Below are 14569 nucleotides of genomic sequence, written 5' to 3' on the forward strand. Positions count from 1 at the left end.
ATTTTTGGTCCCATGCATCGGAACGAGCCGTGTGGATTCGACATCGGAGTCAGAATGAACAGCTTGCTCGACAATCATCGTGGATGGGTCGCCGATATCTTCGCCGACGGATTGCGCGGCCACAGCGACGCTCCCGACCCGCGCGCCACCGCGGCCGTCGACGCGAAGCCGCTCTCGCCCCGGGACCACCGCCGCCGCGACGAGACGGAGGTGATCGGCTGGCGCGCCCTGTGCACCTGCGGCGCCTGGCAGGGCCGCACATGGCTGCGCGCCGAGCACGCCGCCGATCACGCCCCGCTCGACCGCGTCCTGCACTGCCCCGGCGGCCGCCTCGCGCCCGAACTCAGCCGCCTCGTCGTCGCCGAATGGGATTACCACCGGCTCGAGATGCAGGCCCTGCTCCCCGTGCACCTCGCCTACCAGGACTCGGCCTCGGCCCAGCAGCGCCTGGTCGAGGCCGTGCGCTTCGTCCGCGCCTCCGGCGCCTCCTGGGACGCCGTCGGCCGGGTGATCGGCGCGGAATCCGCCGAGGCCGCCGAGCGCACCTTCCGCCCCTGGCTGACCCCCACCTTCGCCGACCCCATGACGGCCGATCTGATCTAGCGACCCGCTCTACCCTGGAAGGAGCCCACCCCCGAGGGAGGTTCCCGTGTCCGGTGTCCTGCGTGTCCTGATGGCCGCGGTGTCGGCCCTCGCGGTGGCGTCGTGCGCCCAGGACCCGCCCCGCGACACGACTCCCGCCCCGATCGCGTCGTCGGTCGCCCCGAGCGCCCCCGGCGGCGTCCCCGACCTGGGCGCTCCCGAGGAGGTGGCGCAAGGGCTCGACGTCCCCTGGGGCCTGGCCTTCCTCCCCGACGGCACGGCCCTCGTCGCCGAACGGGACTCCGGGCGGATCCTGCGCGTGACACCCGGCCGCGCGCCTGAGCCGGTCCACCAGGTCCCCGGCGTCGTCGCCCGCGGCGAAGGCGGCCTGCTCGGCCTGGCCGTCGCCCCCGACGGGTCCGGCCTGCTCTACGCCTACTTCACCGCCGAGAACGACAACCGCATCCTGCGCTTCCGTCCCGGCGAACCGGGCGAGATCGTCTACCAGGGAATCGCGAAGGCGGGCAACCACAACGGCGGCCGCATCGCCTTCGGCCCCGACGGCATGCTCTACGTCGGCACCGGCGACGCGGGCGACAGCGCCCTGTCCCAGGACCCCGCCAGCCCCAACGGCAAGATCCTGCGCCTGACCCCCGACGGCGCCCCCGCCCCGGACAACCCCACTCCCGGCTCCCCGGTTCTGAGCCTGGGCCACCGCAATGTCCAGGGCCTCGCCTGGGACGACGCGGGCCGCCTCTACGCCGCCGAATTCGGCCAGAACCGCTTCGACGAACTCAATCTCGTCGAACCCGGCCGCAACTACGGCTGGCCCACCGTCGAGGGCCCCGGCGGCGCCGACCGCGGCTATACCGACCCCCTGCTCACCTGGCCGACCTCGACCGCGTCGCCCTCCGGCATCGCCATCACCGGCGAGACCCTCTATCTCGCGGCCCTGCGCGGCGAACGCCTGTGGACCACCGCCCTGTCCAACGGCACCGCGGCCGAGCCGAACGCCCACTTCACCGACACCTACGGCAGGCTCCGCACCGTCACGGTCGCCCCCGACGGCGCCCTGTGGCTCACCACCTCCAACACCGACGGCCGCGGCGACCCACGCTCCGCCGACGACCGCGTCCTCCGCTTCCCAGCCCGCTGACCGAGCTCCCCGGGCGACGTCCTCCGCTCGTCACCAACGAGATTTCCACAGCCGGGTGACATCGCCGGACCCTGAGTCGGTGGGGTGGTGATGGTTCGGTGGCGGGGTGAGTTCGTCGACCACGACGAGGTTTCCGCCGGACTGCTCGGCCCGGTACATCGCCGCGTCGGCGGAAGTCGACGTCTCTCGCGTCGACTGGTCAGATCGGTGTGGCCACTGGAGCTGGAACGATCTCGTCGGGTAGGGGACTTCTCAGGGTGAATTTCCGGGTCTTTCCAGGATCCGGAGACCGAAATCGGATGGCTACCGTCCATGGATGAACCGCGCTCGCCGCAGTCAGCCGCCAGTCATCGATGTCGTGTGGTTCTTCGCGATCGCCATCGTGCTGTGCTATGCGCTATCAGTTCCGATGGTCTTCCGGCTCGTCTCCACGGATTTCGACAACCTGATCGTTCCGATCCTGCAGCTGACTCCCATGCTCGCCGCGATCATCATGTGGCTCGCCCGACGGCCTGGAACATTCCGGGCGACCTTCGCCACCGGGTGGCGCGGCACACCGAAGTGGGCCGGTATCGGCATCGGTCTCATCACCGCGATCGCCGCCGTCCAGACGGTCATCGCGGTGGCTGGGGGGATCTGGCCGCTGAACCCGGTCGACGAGATCTCGGCGGCGGCAATCTGGATCGTTCCGGTCCTACTCATGCAGTCCGCCTTCGCTGTCGGCGAGGAGTTCGGCTGGCGCGGCTGGCTGGCGACCCGCGCCGCGTCCTGGGGATTCTGGCCGCTGGCCCTGGTCAGCGGTGTGGTCTGGATGATCTGGCATCTGCCGGTACTCGCTGTCGTCGGAGATCGACCACCGTGGGACATCGTCATCTATTTCGTGGGCATGCTTCCGTGGGCACCGCTGCTCCTCGCCCTTCGCTGGCGCTCGGGGAGTGTCTGGCCAGCCGTCCTGACCCACGGTGCGATCAACAGCATCCGGGTGTTCGTCCTGCAATCGGTCCCCGACGCGACAGATCATCTGCTCATCGAAGTGATCGGCTGGATACTGACACTCGCCGCGGCGATGTGGCTGATGCGCACGAGCCCGGCACCGGTCATCCAGGAACCCACCGCGGCCCACGCCTTTCCGCCCGGATAGCCGCTCACCGCCGCACCCGCGGATCGATCGGGAGTCGGGCGCGAAGGATGCCGAATGCTCTTGGAGCACAACGGATTTCGTAGTGCTCGGTGCGCGCCGCGAGCGATCACCGGGCGTACCGGACCGGTGTCCGTTGCCGTCCCGGATCGATCGCGCCGTCATCGGTGGCGACCCTCGCTTCGATGCCCTGGGCAGGCTCGACGTGCCCATTCTGGAGATCACCCAGGCCGCCGATGTCGGGATGGGGTCGTTCTACCACCACTTCGCCAGCCGGGAAGACCTCTTGCGGGTGGCCGGGCCGGAATTCGGTGAGGGGCGTATCGAAGCAGAAGACTGAACCGGGCGCGCGGGGAGATTCACCGCGCGCCCGGCGGCGGATCAGCCGCCGTTGATCGCGGCGGCCAGGCGGGGGAGCTGGCGCAGTGGGGCGTGGTGCTCGACTTCCATGCGCTGTTCGGCGTCGAAGATCTCGCTGAGTCCCGGAGCGGGGTCGTGGGTTCCGGACTGCGGCAGGGTGGTCGCGCTGAAGGGCCAGTCGGAACCGAAGACGATGTGGTCGCGACTGGTCACGGCCGACACCGCCGACATCGCGGCAGGCGATCCGCTCAGCGCGGTGTCGTAGTAGAAGCGCGAGATCTGCGTCTTCGCGTCGAGCAGCGACGGCTTGTCCAGCCCCTCGGGCCAGTTCTCGCCGACCGCGGTCTCCGACGCGACGCCGACGCGCCAGGACAGGAACGGCAGGGTGCCGCCCGCGTGGGAGAGCTGGAACCGGATATTGGGGTAGCGCTTGGTGACACCGGTCAGCATCATCATCGTCGCGGCCCGGGTCGTGTCGAAGGTGTACTCGATGAGGAAGTCGGGCAGGGGCAGGCTCGGCTTGGCGTCGTCGGCGATCGCGGCGGGGTGCACGAAGACGTAGGCGTTGCGCTGGTTGAGCGCCATCATCAAGGGCTCGTAGCGCGGGTCGCCCAGGTAGACGCCCTGGTAGGCGGACAGCAGCACGATGCCGTCGGCGTGCAGAACGTCGAGGGCGTAGATCGCCTCGGCGACCGAGGCGGCGATGTCGGGCATGGGCAGCACCGCGAACGAGCCGAAGCGCGTGGGGTACTGCCGGGTGAGTCCGGCGACGTACTCGTTGCAGTAGCGGGCCATGTCGTTGGCTTCCTTGCCTGGGGCCAGGAACCCGACGCCGGGGTCGGAGACCGACAGGGCCTGGGCCTGGATGCCGTAGTAGTCCATGAATTCCATCGCGGACTCGGGCGACCACTCCGGCGTGGGGTAGCCGCCGACGGTGAAGTGCCCGTGTGACAGCAGCGCCGCGCGGTAATCCGGCGGCAGCACGTGCGTGTGCAGGTCGATGCGGTAGGTGCCGGTGGGCGCGGCGTTCTGGGCGCGGGCCGTTCCGGTCGCGCCGAACTTCGTCGACGTGCCGAGGGGGAGTGCCGTCGCCGCCGCGACGCCGAGCGTGCCTGCGACAGCGCCTCCCAGCATGCGTCGGCGGCTCACACCGGCGCGTTCCGGGTTGCCGGATTCGTTCACGAGAATGTCCCTTTCCGTCGGTTGTTCCAGTCGCATCGCGAGCTCCCGGTCGGCGCGGTCGGAGTCCGCCCGGGCGGGGATGGGCTATGGGGTGGAGGGTGCTCGATCGAGGGGATCGAGCGACGCGATGCGTGAAGCGCTGATGAAAGTATCAGATGCGATCAGATGCGATAGGTCAACCGCCGCCAGAGAACTCTCAGGCGATCCGCAGGGCACTGAAAGGAAACGCGTGGGCGACATCACGTCTCGTAGGTATTTACATCAAATATGATTATTTCATCACCATAGGTGTGAATACGACATCTCATGCCCGGATCGTCTCCCGGGTCGGCCACGGGGGAATCTGGAGGAAATATGAGGCTTCAACAGTGGGATCCCGTCGATCACGGCGATACGGTCGGCCGACGCGTGCGGCGGCGGATCGCACGCGGCGTCACGCTCGGACTCGTTGTCGTGCTGGGGCTGGCGACCATCGGGATCGTGTCCCTGGAGCTGTCTCTACGCAACCGCATCGAGGGCTGCCTGGCGGCCGGTCTGCGCGAGGACCTCGGCTCCTCGGTGGAGGTGGATCTCGGCCCCCGGCCCGTCGTGCTCGGCCTGATCGACCGGCGGATCCCGAAACTGACCGTGGACGGCGACGACGCGCGGTTCGGTCCGGCGGTGGGCATGGCGGTCCATGCCACGCTGCATCAGGTCTCGATGGCCGAGGACGGAAGTTCGGTCACCGTGGGCAGCTCCGAGGCGCGCGTCGACTGGAGTGCCGACGCGATCGAGCGGACGCTGCACGGTCTGGCCGGTGAGGTCAGGATGTCGGCTGCCGATGGCACGGTCGATGTCACCGGCGTCCTCGGCGTGGTGTCGGTACGGCTGCGCCCCTCTGTCGACAACGGGGTGATCCGCGTCGAGATCGTCTCCTCCCGTGGGGTTTCGCCGCAGTTGGCGAACGAGATCGCCGACCTGCTGACGCGGAGTCTGCGCGACTATCCGCTGGGGCTGCGCCCGGAAATCGCGACCGTGACCGACTCGGGAATCCGGGTCGAACTCCGTGGTGGCGGTACCGAGCTGCCGGTATCCGGCGACACGTGCTGATTTTTTCATCAGAAATAGCTTGACCTGCCAAGAGTCGGTGCTCGATGATCGACGTGGTAGGTAGCGACGAAGTTGCCGAGCTGGCGGTAGAGGAGTGGTTCCATGGTGGTCACCGGAAGGAATCTGGCTGGATGGCTCCGCCCCGGCGCCGTTGTCGCGGTGCTCGCGGCCCTACTGGCGACGATGTATCTGGGATACATCGTCGATCCGGAGAAGAACCTGCACGACTTCCCGATCGGACTGGTCAACCTCGATGTCGGCGACACGGTCGGAGGTGAGCAGGTCGATGTGGGCGACCAGATCGCGGCCTCGATGGTTCAGCGGATCCCCGCCGACAAAGTCGAGCTGCGTGAGATGGGCCTGCCGGAGCTGCATCGGGCCATGCTCGACGGCGAGATCTACGGGGCGATCGTCATCCCGAGCGACTTCACCAAGCGTGTCTCGATCCTGGGCGCGGCCGGTGTCGTGCCCGGCGACGTCGATTGGCCCGTCATCACTGTCGAAACGAATCCGGCGGCGGGCGCCTACGCCACCCAGATCCTGCTGCGCATCACCACCCAGGCGACGGACGAGGCGAACAAGGCGGTGGGCGCCCAGCTGCTCGAGCGGGTGCGGAACCAGCTCCAGCCGACATCGGACGCGCCCGCCACCGAACTCTCCGGCGTGAGCCGCCTGGCCCTGGCTGAGCCCGTCTCGGTGGTGGTCGTGCCGTTCCGCGTGCTCCCCGACGGCGCCGGTGGGGGACTGTCGGCCTTCTTCTACACACTGCTGCTGCTACTCGCCGGGTTCACCGGCGCGATGATCATCCACGCGATGGTGGATTCGTCACTGGGTTTCGCGCCGACCGAATACGGGCCCTGGTACGTCCACTACCCGGCGACACCGATCTCGCGCGTGCGCACCCTGCTGCTGAAGTGGGGCATTCTCGTGGTCGTCGCGCCGGTGGTGTCCGGGATATATCTGGCTGTCGCGACGCTGCTGGGGATGTCGATCGAGCGGGCTCCGATGCTGTTCCTGTACGGGGTGCTGGCGATCGTGGCGGTCGGGGTCACCGCGCTGTCCGTCCTGGCGATCTTCGGCGCGGCCGGGTTGCTGGTGAACCTCATCGTGTTCATCGTTCTCGGCCTGCCCTCCGCGGGCGGAACCGTGCCGATCGAGGCGACACCGAGGGGGATGGCGTGGCTGTCCACCTTCGAGCCGATGCACCAGATCTTCATCGCGGTGCGAGCGATCCTCTTCTACGACGCCCGGGCGAGTTCGGGTCTGGCGCACGGAGTGGGGATGGCCCTACTCGGTCTGCTGATCGGACTGGTCATCGGCCTGGCCGCGACGATCTTCTACGACCAGAAGGGACTGGAACGTCGGGCTGTCCCGGCGGCCGCACAGCAGTGACCGGCGCCGCCCCGGCCGGGGGCGCCGGTCCGAAGGTGGGCGGGCGGCCTCGTCGAGATCCGTGATCGCGGGTTCGATCTCCGCGAGCACCGCCCGATCGGCACCGAGCCGGGGCGGCACAGGGGCGACGTCATGGTCTCGGGGGCCTGGCGATGGCGCGCGTGCTCGATCCCAGTGGGTGAACTCACAACCCTATAGATCAGGCGATCAAATATGATCAAACGATCAATATCGCGATCATCGATTCGAGTGCTGTTCGGCTCGGGAGTGGCGCGGCGACAAGCGTGGGAAGTGAGAAGCAGTGTCTGACAGTGGGGTTCAGCCGCTTCATGATGAGCCGTTCGATGACTCGCCACCGGCCGGAAGGGGGGTCGATGCCGTGCGGACGCCGGTCGTCGTGCGGCTTCTTCTCGGGATGTTCCGGTGGTATCACCGCCATGAAGTGGGCGGGGTGCTCGATCCGGCGCCGGGGCCGGTATTGGTCGTGGCCAACCACGGCTTCGGTGGGATCTTCGACCTGAATGTCCTGGCGGCGCGCTCGGCGTACGTCTACGTCGGAGATCCGCGGCGGGTGGTCACCCTGACGCATCACATGGCCTGGGCGATCGGGCTCGGTCCGCTGCTCGGCAAGCTGGGGGCCGAGCCCGCGACCGGGGAGAATGCCCTGAGAGCCCTCGCGCGGGGTGAGCATGTCCTCGTGTTCCCCGGGGGTGATGTCGACGCGTTCAAGTCGTGGGGTGAGCGCAACGAGATCGTCTTCGCGGGCCGGACCGGATTCGCCCGGCTGGCGATCCAGGCGGGGGTACCGATCGTCCCGGTGGTCACGTCGGGGGCGGGGGAATCGCTGATCTGCCTGTCCGATGGCCGCGCGCTGGCGCGCTGGCTGCGTCTCGACGAGGTGCTGCGGCTCAAGCGGCTGCCGATCACGCTGTCGTTGCCCTGGGGTCTCACCGCGGGAATCGCGGGGCTGCTGCCCTACTTCCCGCTGCCGACCAAGATTCGGACCACGGTGCTGCCGGTCACGTGGCCCGAGCCGGGGGAGTCGCCCGCGGAGTTCGCCGAACGGGTGCGTGGGGTGATGCAGGAGGAGATGGACCGCCAGACCGCGAACCGTGTCCTCCTGCTCGGATGAGAACCGGTCAACCTCACCAGTGCTGAGTTTTTCATCAGAAATCCTTGACGTAGATTCGATCGAAGGTGATGATATTATCAACTTCACTGGGAGGTACATCGTGACAAGCATCGACAAGGAAGTCGACACCGGGCAGACCGTGCGGGTCGGCAACCGCGAGATCTACTTCACCGAGTTCGGATCGGGCCCCGCGGTCGTCCTGCTGCACGGCGGCGGTCCCGGCGCGACCGGACTGTCGAACTACTCGCGCAATATCGAGGCGCTGGCGGAGCACTTCCGCGTGATCGTCATCGATATGCCGGGCTACGGCCGGTCGTCGAAGTACATCGACCAGTCCGATCCCTTCGGCTACCTGGCGCGCGTGCTCGGCCAGTTCCTCGACGTGCTGAAGATCGACTCCGCGCACCTCATCGGTAACTCCTACGGCGGGGCGGCGGCACTGCGACTGGCGATGGACCGCCCCGACAAAGTCGGCCGTCTGGTCCTGATGGGTCCCGGCGGCGTCGGTTCCACCCGTGCCCTGCCGACCAAGGGTCTGCAGGAGCTCCTCAACTACTACCCCGGTAGTGGCCCCAGCCGCGAGAAGATCATCCGCTTCATCCGTGAGTACCTGGTGTACGACGGCGCGACGGTGCCAGACGAAGTGATCGAGGAGCGCTACCGGGCCAGCATCGCCCCTGAGGTCGTCGCGAACCCGCCGCTGCGTCGGCCCTCGGGTCTGTTCGCGCTGCGCACGCTCTGGCGGATGGATCTCACCCGGGACTCACGCCTGAGCGAGGTGCGGCATCCCACGCTGGTGGTGTGGGGCGAGGACGACAAGGTCAACCGGCCGTCCGGTGGCCGGATGCTCGCCGAGACCATGCCCGACTGCGACCTGTACCTGGTCGCGCGCACCGGGCACTGGGCGCAGTGGGAGCGGGCCGAGCTGTTCAACACCCTCGCGATCGCGTACCTGAAGGCCGAGCGATGAGCGGCATCGTATCGAGTACCGAGTCGGTCTTCGGCGCAGTGCACCTGGGCTACATCGTGGTGGAGTCCGCGTGCCTGGGCGAATGGCGTCGCTTCGGTGTCGATGCGATCGGCATGCACGCCGACGACATCGACAGTTCCACGCTGCGGTTCCGCCTCGACGAGCACGCGTGCCGTTTCCTGGTGGAGCGGGGTCCGCAGGAGGACGTGACGGCCGTCGGCTGGCAGGTCGACGATCACGAAACCTTCGATCGGATCATCGCGCGCGTGTCCGATCGCGGCGTACCGATCTCCGAAGGCAGCGCCGAGGACGCGGCCCGCCGCGGCGTGGAGCGGCTGTGGCGGTTCCCCGGGCCCAAGGGCATCCGCCAGGAGATCTTCACCGTCCCGGTGACCACCTCCGAGCCGTTGCGCATGCTCAGCTCCGGGTGGGTGACCGGCGAAGCCGGTATGGGACATGTCGCGATCGTGTCGAGGGAACCGGAATCGCTGCGCGGCTACTACGAGACGGTCTTCGACTCCCGGCTCAGCGACTACATCGACGAGAACGTCTCCGGCCTCACCCTCAAGATCAGGTTCTTGCGGGTGAACGAGCGGCACCACTCGATCGCGATCGCCAATATCCGGGGCGTGAAGATCGACCCCGTCCGAACGCGGGTGCAGCACATCAACATTCAGTCGGGCTCGCTCGACGACGTGCTGGCGGCCTACGGGCGTGTCACCGATCTCGGGTTCCGGATGGCCTGGTCGGTCGGTCAGCACACCAATGATCGTGAGCTGTCCTTCTACTGCGTCACCCCGTCCGGATTCGAGCTCGAGGTCGGCTGGAATCCGATCGTGTTCGGCCCGGAACGCGAATCGACGTGGGAGCCGACCACCTATCAGGGCATCAGCATCTGGGGCCACACCCCGGTCGGCGAGACCGTGCTGGACAAGTTCACCCAGTTCCGGCAGGTGGTCCGCACGCTGCGGACACCCGAGATCACAGTTCCCCAACTCAGCGGAGGCATGGCGCGATGAAATCGTTCGACTACGACGTGGTAGTCGTCGGCTTGGGGCCCACCGGTCTGACGCTGGCGAATCTGCTCGGCCGTCGTGGCGTGCGGGTCCTGGTACTCGAGCGGGAGCCGGAGTTCTACGGCCTGGCGCGGGCGGTGTACACCGACGACGAGGGCATGCGGATCTTCCAGACCGCCGGTGTCGCCGAGGAGGCCTCGGCCCAGATGAATCTGGACTGCACGGTCCAGTGGGTGCGCAGCGACGGCTCGGTGCTGGCCCAGTTCAACCAGGTCTCGCGCCCGCTGGGGTGGCCGGTGGCCAACTTCCTGTACCAGCCCTACCTGGAGAACACGCTCGAGAACGCCCTCGACCGCTACCCGCACGTGACCGTGCGGCGTGGCAGGGAGGTCCTCGACTTCGACCAGGATGCCGACGGTGTGCTCGTGCGGCACGCCGAATGCCGCGGCACCGGATACGGCAAACACGCCGCCGATACCGACGCGACCACCTCGGAAGAGGTGCGGGCGAAGTTCGTCGTCGGCTGCGACGGCGGCCGCAGCGTGGTACGCACCCAACTGGGCATCGATATGACCGGTCGGAGCTACCCGGAACGTTGGCTCGTGGTCGACCTGCTCGCCGAAGACGGCGTCGACGCCTTCCGGCACCTGCCGTACTTCAACTTCGTCTGCGATCCCGACCTGCCGACGGTCTCGTGTCCGCAACCCGGTGGACACCACCGCTTCGAGTTCATGCTCAACGACCAGCAGAGCAAAGAGGAGATGGAGGACCCCGACCAGGTCCGCGATCTCATCGGTCGCTACGTCGATCCCGACGAGGTGACGGTCCTGCGCAAACTGGTCTACACCTTCAACGCCGTGGTCGCCGACCAGTGGCGTGAGGGACGTGTTCTGCTCGCCGGGGACGCCGCGCACATGACGCCCCAGTTCATCGGCCAGGGCATGAATTCCGGTGTCCGCGACGCCGACAACCTGTCCTGGAAGCTCGGCGCCATCATCCAGCACGGTGCGAGTCTCGACCTGCTCGACACCTACGAGACCGAGCGGCGGCCCCACGCCAAGGCGATGATCGATCTGTCGGTGCTGAACAAGAGCCTCGTCTCGGTCGACAACAAGCTCGCCGCGGGTGCCCGCGATGTCGCCCTGGCCGCCGCGCTGAAGGTGCCCGGACTCAACACGTGGATCCGCGAGGCGAAGATGAAGCCGTCGCCGCGGTTCAAGCGCGGCGCCTACTTCGGACTTCCGCGCAAGTTGACGCGCGGTGTCGAGGGCACGCTGGCCCCCCAGCCGGAGATCCGCACCTTCGATGGGCGCCACCAGCGCCTCGACGAAGCGCTCGGCCTCGGCTTCGCCGTCGTCGGCTACGGTGTCGATCCGCGCGAGGGACTCAGTGTCGCCCAGCGCAATGCCTTGCAGATACTCGGCACCCAGTTCGTCACCGTGTACGCGACCGGTGGCCGTCCGCAGGGCGAGCCGGGCGATGCCCGGGTCGCCGCCACCGACTACGCTGACGTCGAGGACTACACCGGCGACATGGCCCGGTGGTTCGCCAAAGCCGGTGTCGCCCAAGGCGGCACGGTCGTGCTCCGGCCGGACCGGTACGTGTTCGGGATCAGCGCGAAGTCCGACGCCTCCGAGTTGGTCACCGCGCTGCTGGTCCGCCTCGCCGTCACTCCCGCGATGCTGACCGCCAACCACAGCCCGCTGCGCGTCGTGGCATCCGCCGCGCCGACTCCCCTGGAGGAAGCCCGATGACCACGACCACCAGCGAACTGCCCGCCGTCCTCGCCGCCGCCGAACGGCTGGCGACCGCGACGGAGCTGGGCGTGCCCGTGGCCGCGGTGCGTGACCTGATCGGCGCCGACGACGTGGACCTGGCCTACGCGGTACAGAGCCTGGGCACGCGCCGACGCGTCGACGAGGGCGTCCGCGTCGTCGGGCACAAGATCGGCTTGACCTCCACGGCCGTGCAGCGTCAACTCGGTGTCGACCAGCCCGACTTCGGCGTGCTCTTCCACGATATGGACGCGGGCACGACGCCACTGTCCGAGCGGCCGAGGTTGCTGCAGCCCAAGATCGAGGCCGAACTCGCCTTCGTCCTCGGCGCCGACCTGACCGGTGACGACCTCGATCCCATCTCCGTGCGGGGCGCCATCGACTACGCCGCACCCGCGCTCGAGATCGTGGACAGTCGGATCGCGGGCTGGGACATCACCTTCGGTGACACCGTGGCCGACAACGCCTCGAGCGGCTGGTTCGTGCTGGGCGAACAGCGGCTCTCCCTCGATGACTTCGAGCCGCGCGAGATCACGATGGCCATGCGCATCGATGGCGAGATCGTCTCGCGCGGAAAGGGCGCGGACTGCCTCGGCGACCCCCTGCTGGCGCTGGCCTGGCTCGCGCGCACCGCGCAGGCACTGGGAGATCCGTTGCGCGCGGGCGAGGTCGTGTTGTCCGGCGCGCTGGGGCCGATGGCGCCGCTGGTGCCCGGCGCGCGGGTCCACGCCGAACTGACACAGCGCTCGGGGCCGCTCGGCACCGTCGACTTCACCCTGGAGGAACTGCGATGAGCCGCACCAAAGTCGCCGTCATCGGATCGGGCAATATCGGCACCGACCTGATGATCAAGGTCCTGCGTCTGTCCGACACGCTCGACATGGCCGCCATGGTCGGCATCGACCCGAACTCCGACGGGCTCGCCCGCGCTGGTCGGTTGGGTGTGCAGACCACCTCCGACGGGGTCGGGGGTCTGATCGGGCTGCCGGATTTCGCGGACATCGACATCGTCTTCGACGCCACCTCGGCGGGCGCGCACAAGGCCAACGCCGCCGCCCTCGCCCCCTACGGCAAACGCTTGATCGATCTGACGCCCGCCGCGATCGGACCGTTCGTCGTTCCGGCGGTGAACCTCGACGAGCACGTGGACGCCGACAACGTCAACATGGTGACCTGCGGTGGTCAGGCGACCATCCCGGTGGTCGCGGCCATCGCCCGGGTCACCGCGGTGCCCTACGCCGAGATCGTCGCCTCGATCGCGTCGAAATCCGCGGGCCCCGGCACCCGAGCCAATATCGACGAGTTCACCGAGACCACCTCGACCGCCATCGCCGCGGTGGGCGGCGCCCAGCGTGGCCGCGCGATCATCGTGCTCAACCCCGCGGAACCGCCGCTGATCATGCGCGACACCGTGCTCGCGCTCATCGACACCGCCGACACCGAAATCCACGCGCGGATCAAGGAATCGATCCTGTCGATGGTGGCCGATGTCGCCGCCTACGTGCCGGGCTACCGCCTGAAGCAGAGCGTGCAGATCACGCCCGTCGAGGCCGCAGCTCCCCTGCGCACCCTCGTCGGCGACACCTCGGTCACCCACCAGGTCAGCGTCTTCCTCGAGGTCGAGGGTGCCGCGCACTACCTGCCCGCTTACGCCGGAAACCTCGACATCATGACCTCGGCCGCCGTGCGGGTCGCCGAGCGGATCGCGGCATCCACGAAGGAGAGTGTGCGATGAGCACCGAGATATTCCTGCAGGACGTCACCCTGCGCGATGGGATGCACGCACTGCGGCACCGCATCGATCCCGCCAGGGTGGCCCGGATCGCCGCCGCGCTCGACGCCGCGGGCGTGGACGCGATCGAGGTCGCCCACGGTGACGGCCTGCACGGCGGCAGCCTCAACTACGGGCCGGGCAGCCACACCGACTGGGAGTGGCTCGAAGCCGCCGCGGGGGCCGTGCGGTTCGCCCGACTGACGACCCTGCTGCTGCCCGGCATCGGCACCATCGAGGACCTGCGTCGCGCGTACGATCTCGGCGTGCGCTCGGTCCGGGTGGCCACCCACTGCACCGAGGCCGATATCTCCGCCCAGCACATCGCCTACGCGCGCGAACTCGGCATAGACGTGTCCGGCTTCTTGATGATGAGCCACATGAACAGCCCGCAGGGTCTGGCCGAGCAGGCGAAACTCATGGAATCCTATGGCGCGCACTGCGTGTACGTCACCGATTCCGGCGGGCGGCTCACCATGGACGGTGTTCGTGACCGCGTGCGGGCCTACCGCGACGTGCTCACGTCCGAGACCGAGATCGGTATCCACGCCCACCAGAACCTCTCGCTGTCGGTGGCCAACAGTGTCGTCGCGGTGGAGGAGGGCGTGACCCGCGTGGACGCGTCCCTGGCCGGACTGGGCGCCGGGGCGGGCAACACTCCGCTCGAGGCGTTCGTCGCCGTCGCCGACCTGACCGGCTGGGAACACGGCGCGAACCTCGACCGGCTGACCGACGCGGCCGACGACCTGGTGCGTCCGCTGATGGACCGACCCGTCCAGGTCGACCGCGAGACCCTGACGCTGGGCTACGCGGGCGTCTACTCCAGCTTCCTGCGCCACGCGGAGAACGCCTCGGCCACCTACGGCGTGGACGTGCGCACGCTGCTCACCATCGCAGGCCGTCGCGGCCTGGTGGGCGGACAGGAAGACATGATCGCCGATATCGCGCTCGACCTGGTCGGCGATCACTGAGACTTCCGGCCCGCGCGGGCAGGAAGGTGACGCGG

Annotated in this window: 14 protein-coding genes; 13 read left to right on the forward strand and 1 reads right to left on the reverse strand. The window is 68.3% G+C overall.

What is annotated here, in order from left to right:
* Positions 1-54 precede the first annotated feature (54 nt).
* The 4 genes from QC180_RS24855 to QC180_RS30410 all read left to right on the forward strand — a co-directional run bounded on the left by QC180_RS24855 (position 55) and on the right by QC180_RS30410 (position 3216).
* A complete protein-coding gene (locus QC180_RS24855) occupies positions 55-603 on the forward strand; it encodes a hypothetical protein (RefSeq protein ID WP_278265232.1) in 549 nt (182 codons plus the stop codon).
* 70 nt (positions 604-673) lie between these two features.
* Entirely contained in the window at positions 674-1738 is a 1065-nt protein-coding gene (locus tag QC180_RS24860) for a PQQ-dependent sugar dehydrogenase (RefSeq protein WP_474646536.1), read from the forward strand.
* A 316-nt stretch (positions 1739-2054) separates the two neighbouring features.
* Positions 2055-2879 (forward strand): CPBP family intramembrane glutamic endopeptidase, encoded by an 825-nt coding sequence (locus QC180_RS24865; protein WP_278265234.1) that lies wholly within the window; start codon positions 2055-2057, stop codon positions 2877-2879.
* Between the two features lie 82 nt (positions 2880-2961).
* Positions 2962-3216: a TetR family transcriptional regulator gene (locus QC180_RS30410; protein WP_474646530.1), complete on the forward strand. Its 255-nt coding sequence runs from the start codon at positions 2962-2964 to the stop codon at positions 3214-3216.
* Between the two features lie 41 nt (positions 3217-3257).
* On the opposite strand, the gene QC180_RS24875 is transcribed toward QC180_RS30410, so the two are convergent.
* On the reverse strand, positions 3258-4418 hold the full coding sequence (locus tag QC180_RS24875; RefSeq protein WP_278265235.1) for an amidohydrolase family protein: 1161 nt from the start codon (positions 4416-4418) through the stop codon (positions 3258-3260).
* Between the two features lie 354 nt (positions 4419-4772).
* Between QC180_RS24875 and QC180_RS24880 the strand changes: the two genes are divergently transcribed.
* From QC180_RS24880 to dmpG, 9 genes are all read left to right on the forward strand, one after another.
* A complete protein-coding gene (locus tag QC180_RS24880) occupies positions 4773-5507 on the forward strand; it encodes an LmeA family phospholipid-binding protein (protein WP_278265236.1) in 735 nt (244 codons plus the stop codon).
* 102 nt (positions 5508-5609) lie between these two features.
* A complete protein-coding gene (locus QC180_RS24885) occupies positions 5610-6899 on the forward strand; it encodes a YhgE/Pip domain-containing protein (protein ID WP_278265237.1) in 1290 nt (429 codons plus the stop codon).
* A gap of 451 nt (positions 6900-7350) precedes the next feature.
* Positions 7351-8031 carry a lysophospholipid acyltransferase family protein gene (locus tag QC180_RS24890; RefSeq protein WP_278265238.1) on the forward strand — a complete coding sequence of 227 codons (681 nt, stop codon included), beginning with the start codon at positions 7351-7353 and terminating at the stop codon, positions 8029-8031.
* Positions 8032-8140: 109 nt separating this feature from the next.
* Positions 8141-9001, forward strand: a complete 861-nt coding sequence (locus tag QC180_RS24895; protein WP_278265421.1) for an alpha/beta fold hydrolase — start codon at positions 8141-8143, stop codon at positions 8999-9001.
* Positions 8998-10020: a VOC family protein gene (locus tag QC180_RS24900; RefSeq protein ID WP_278265239.1), complete on the forward strand. Its 1023-nt coding sequence runs from the start codon at positions 8998-9000 to the stop codon at positions 10018-10020. Before QC180_RS24895 ends, QC180_RS24900 begins: the two co-directional genes overlap by 4 nt.
* Positions 10017-11771 carry a bifunctional 3-(3-hydroxy-phenyl)propionate/3-hydroxycinnamic acid hydroxylase MhpA gene (mhpA, locus tag QC180_RS24905; protein WP_278265240.1) on the forward strand — a complete coding sequence of 585 codons (1755 nt, stop codon included), beginning with the start codon at positions 10017-10019 and terminating at the stop codon, positions 11769-11771. Before QC180_RS24900 ends, mhpA begins: the two co-directional genes overlap by 4 nt.
* A complete protein-coding gene (locus QC180_RS24910) occupies positions 11768-12586 on the forward strand; it encodes a 2-keto-4-pentenoate hydratase (protein WP_278265241.1) in 819 nt (272 codons plus the stop codon). The genes mhpA and QC180_RS24910 overlap by 4 nt, the downstream gene beginning before the upstream one ends.
* Positions 12583-13527 carry an acetaldehyde dehydrogenase (acetylating) gene (locus QC180_RS24915; RefSeq protein ID WP_278265242.1) on the forward strand — a complete coding sequence of 315 codons (945 nt, stop codon included), beginning with the start codon at positions 12583-12585 and terminating at the stop codon, positions 13525-13527. The genes QC180_RS24910 and QC180_RS24915 overlap by 4 nt, the downstream gene beginning before the upstream one ends.
* Positions 13524-14534, forward strand: a complete 1011-nt coding sequence (gene dmpG / locus QC180_RS24920) for a 4-hydroxy-2-oxovalerate aldolase (RefSeq protein WP_278265243.1) — start codon at positions 13524-13526, stop codon at positions 14532-14534. The genes QC180_RS24915 and dmpG overlap by 4 nt, the downstream gene beginning before the upstream one ends.
* Positions 14535-14569: the final 35 nt, after the last annotated feature.

The sequence above is a fragment of the Nocardia anocheti genome (genome assembly GCF_029675105.1).
GTDB lineage: Bacteria > Actinomycetota > Actinomycetes > Mycobacteriales > Mycobacteriaceae > Nocardia.

Excerpts from the sequence above, each read along its gene's own strand:
- QC180_RS24865 (WP_278265234.1), top strand. The coding sequence starts at position 2,055 with ATGAACCGCGCTCGCCGCAGTCAGCCGCCAGTCATCGATGTCGTGTGG.
- QC180_RS24900 (WP_278265239.1), top strand. The coding sequence starts at position 8,998 with ATGAGCGGCATCGTATCGAGTACCGAGTCGGTCTTCGGCGCAGTGCAC.
- mhpA (WP_278265240.1), top strand. The coding sequence starts at position 10,017 with ATGAAATCGTTCGACTACGACGTGGTAGTCGTCGGCTTGGGGCCCACC.
- dmpG (WP_278265243.1), top strand. The coding sequence starts at position 13,524 with ATGAGCACCGAGATATTCCTGCAGGACGTCACCCTGCGCGATGGGATG.
- QC180_RS24910 (WP_278265241.1), top strand. The coding sequence starts at position 11,768 with ATGACCACGACCACCAGCGAACTGCCCGCCGTCCTCGCCGCCGCCGAA.
- QC180_RS24915 (WP_278265242.1), top strand. The coding sequence starts at position 12,583 with ATGAGCCGCACCAAAGTCGCCGTCATCGGATCGGGCAATATCGGCACC.
- QC180_RS24855 (WP_278265232.1), top strand. The coding sequence starts at position 55 with ATGAACAGCTTGCTCGACAATCATCGTGGATGGGTCGCCGATATCTTC.
- QC180_RS24880 (WP_278265236.1), top strand. The coding sequence starts at position 4,773 with ATGAGGCTTCAACAGTGGGATCCCGTCGATCACGGCGATACGGTCGGC.
- QC180_RS24860 (WP_474646536.1), top strand. The coding sequence starts at position 674 with ATGGCCGCGGTGTCGGCCCTCGCGGTGGCGTCGTGCGCCCAGGACCCG.
- QC180_RS24885 (WP_278265237.1), top strand. The coding sequence starts at position 5,610 with ATGGTGGTCACCGGAAGGAATCTGGCTGGATGGCTCCGCCCCGGCGCC.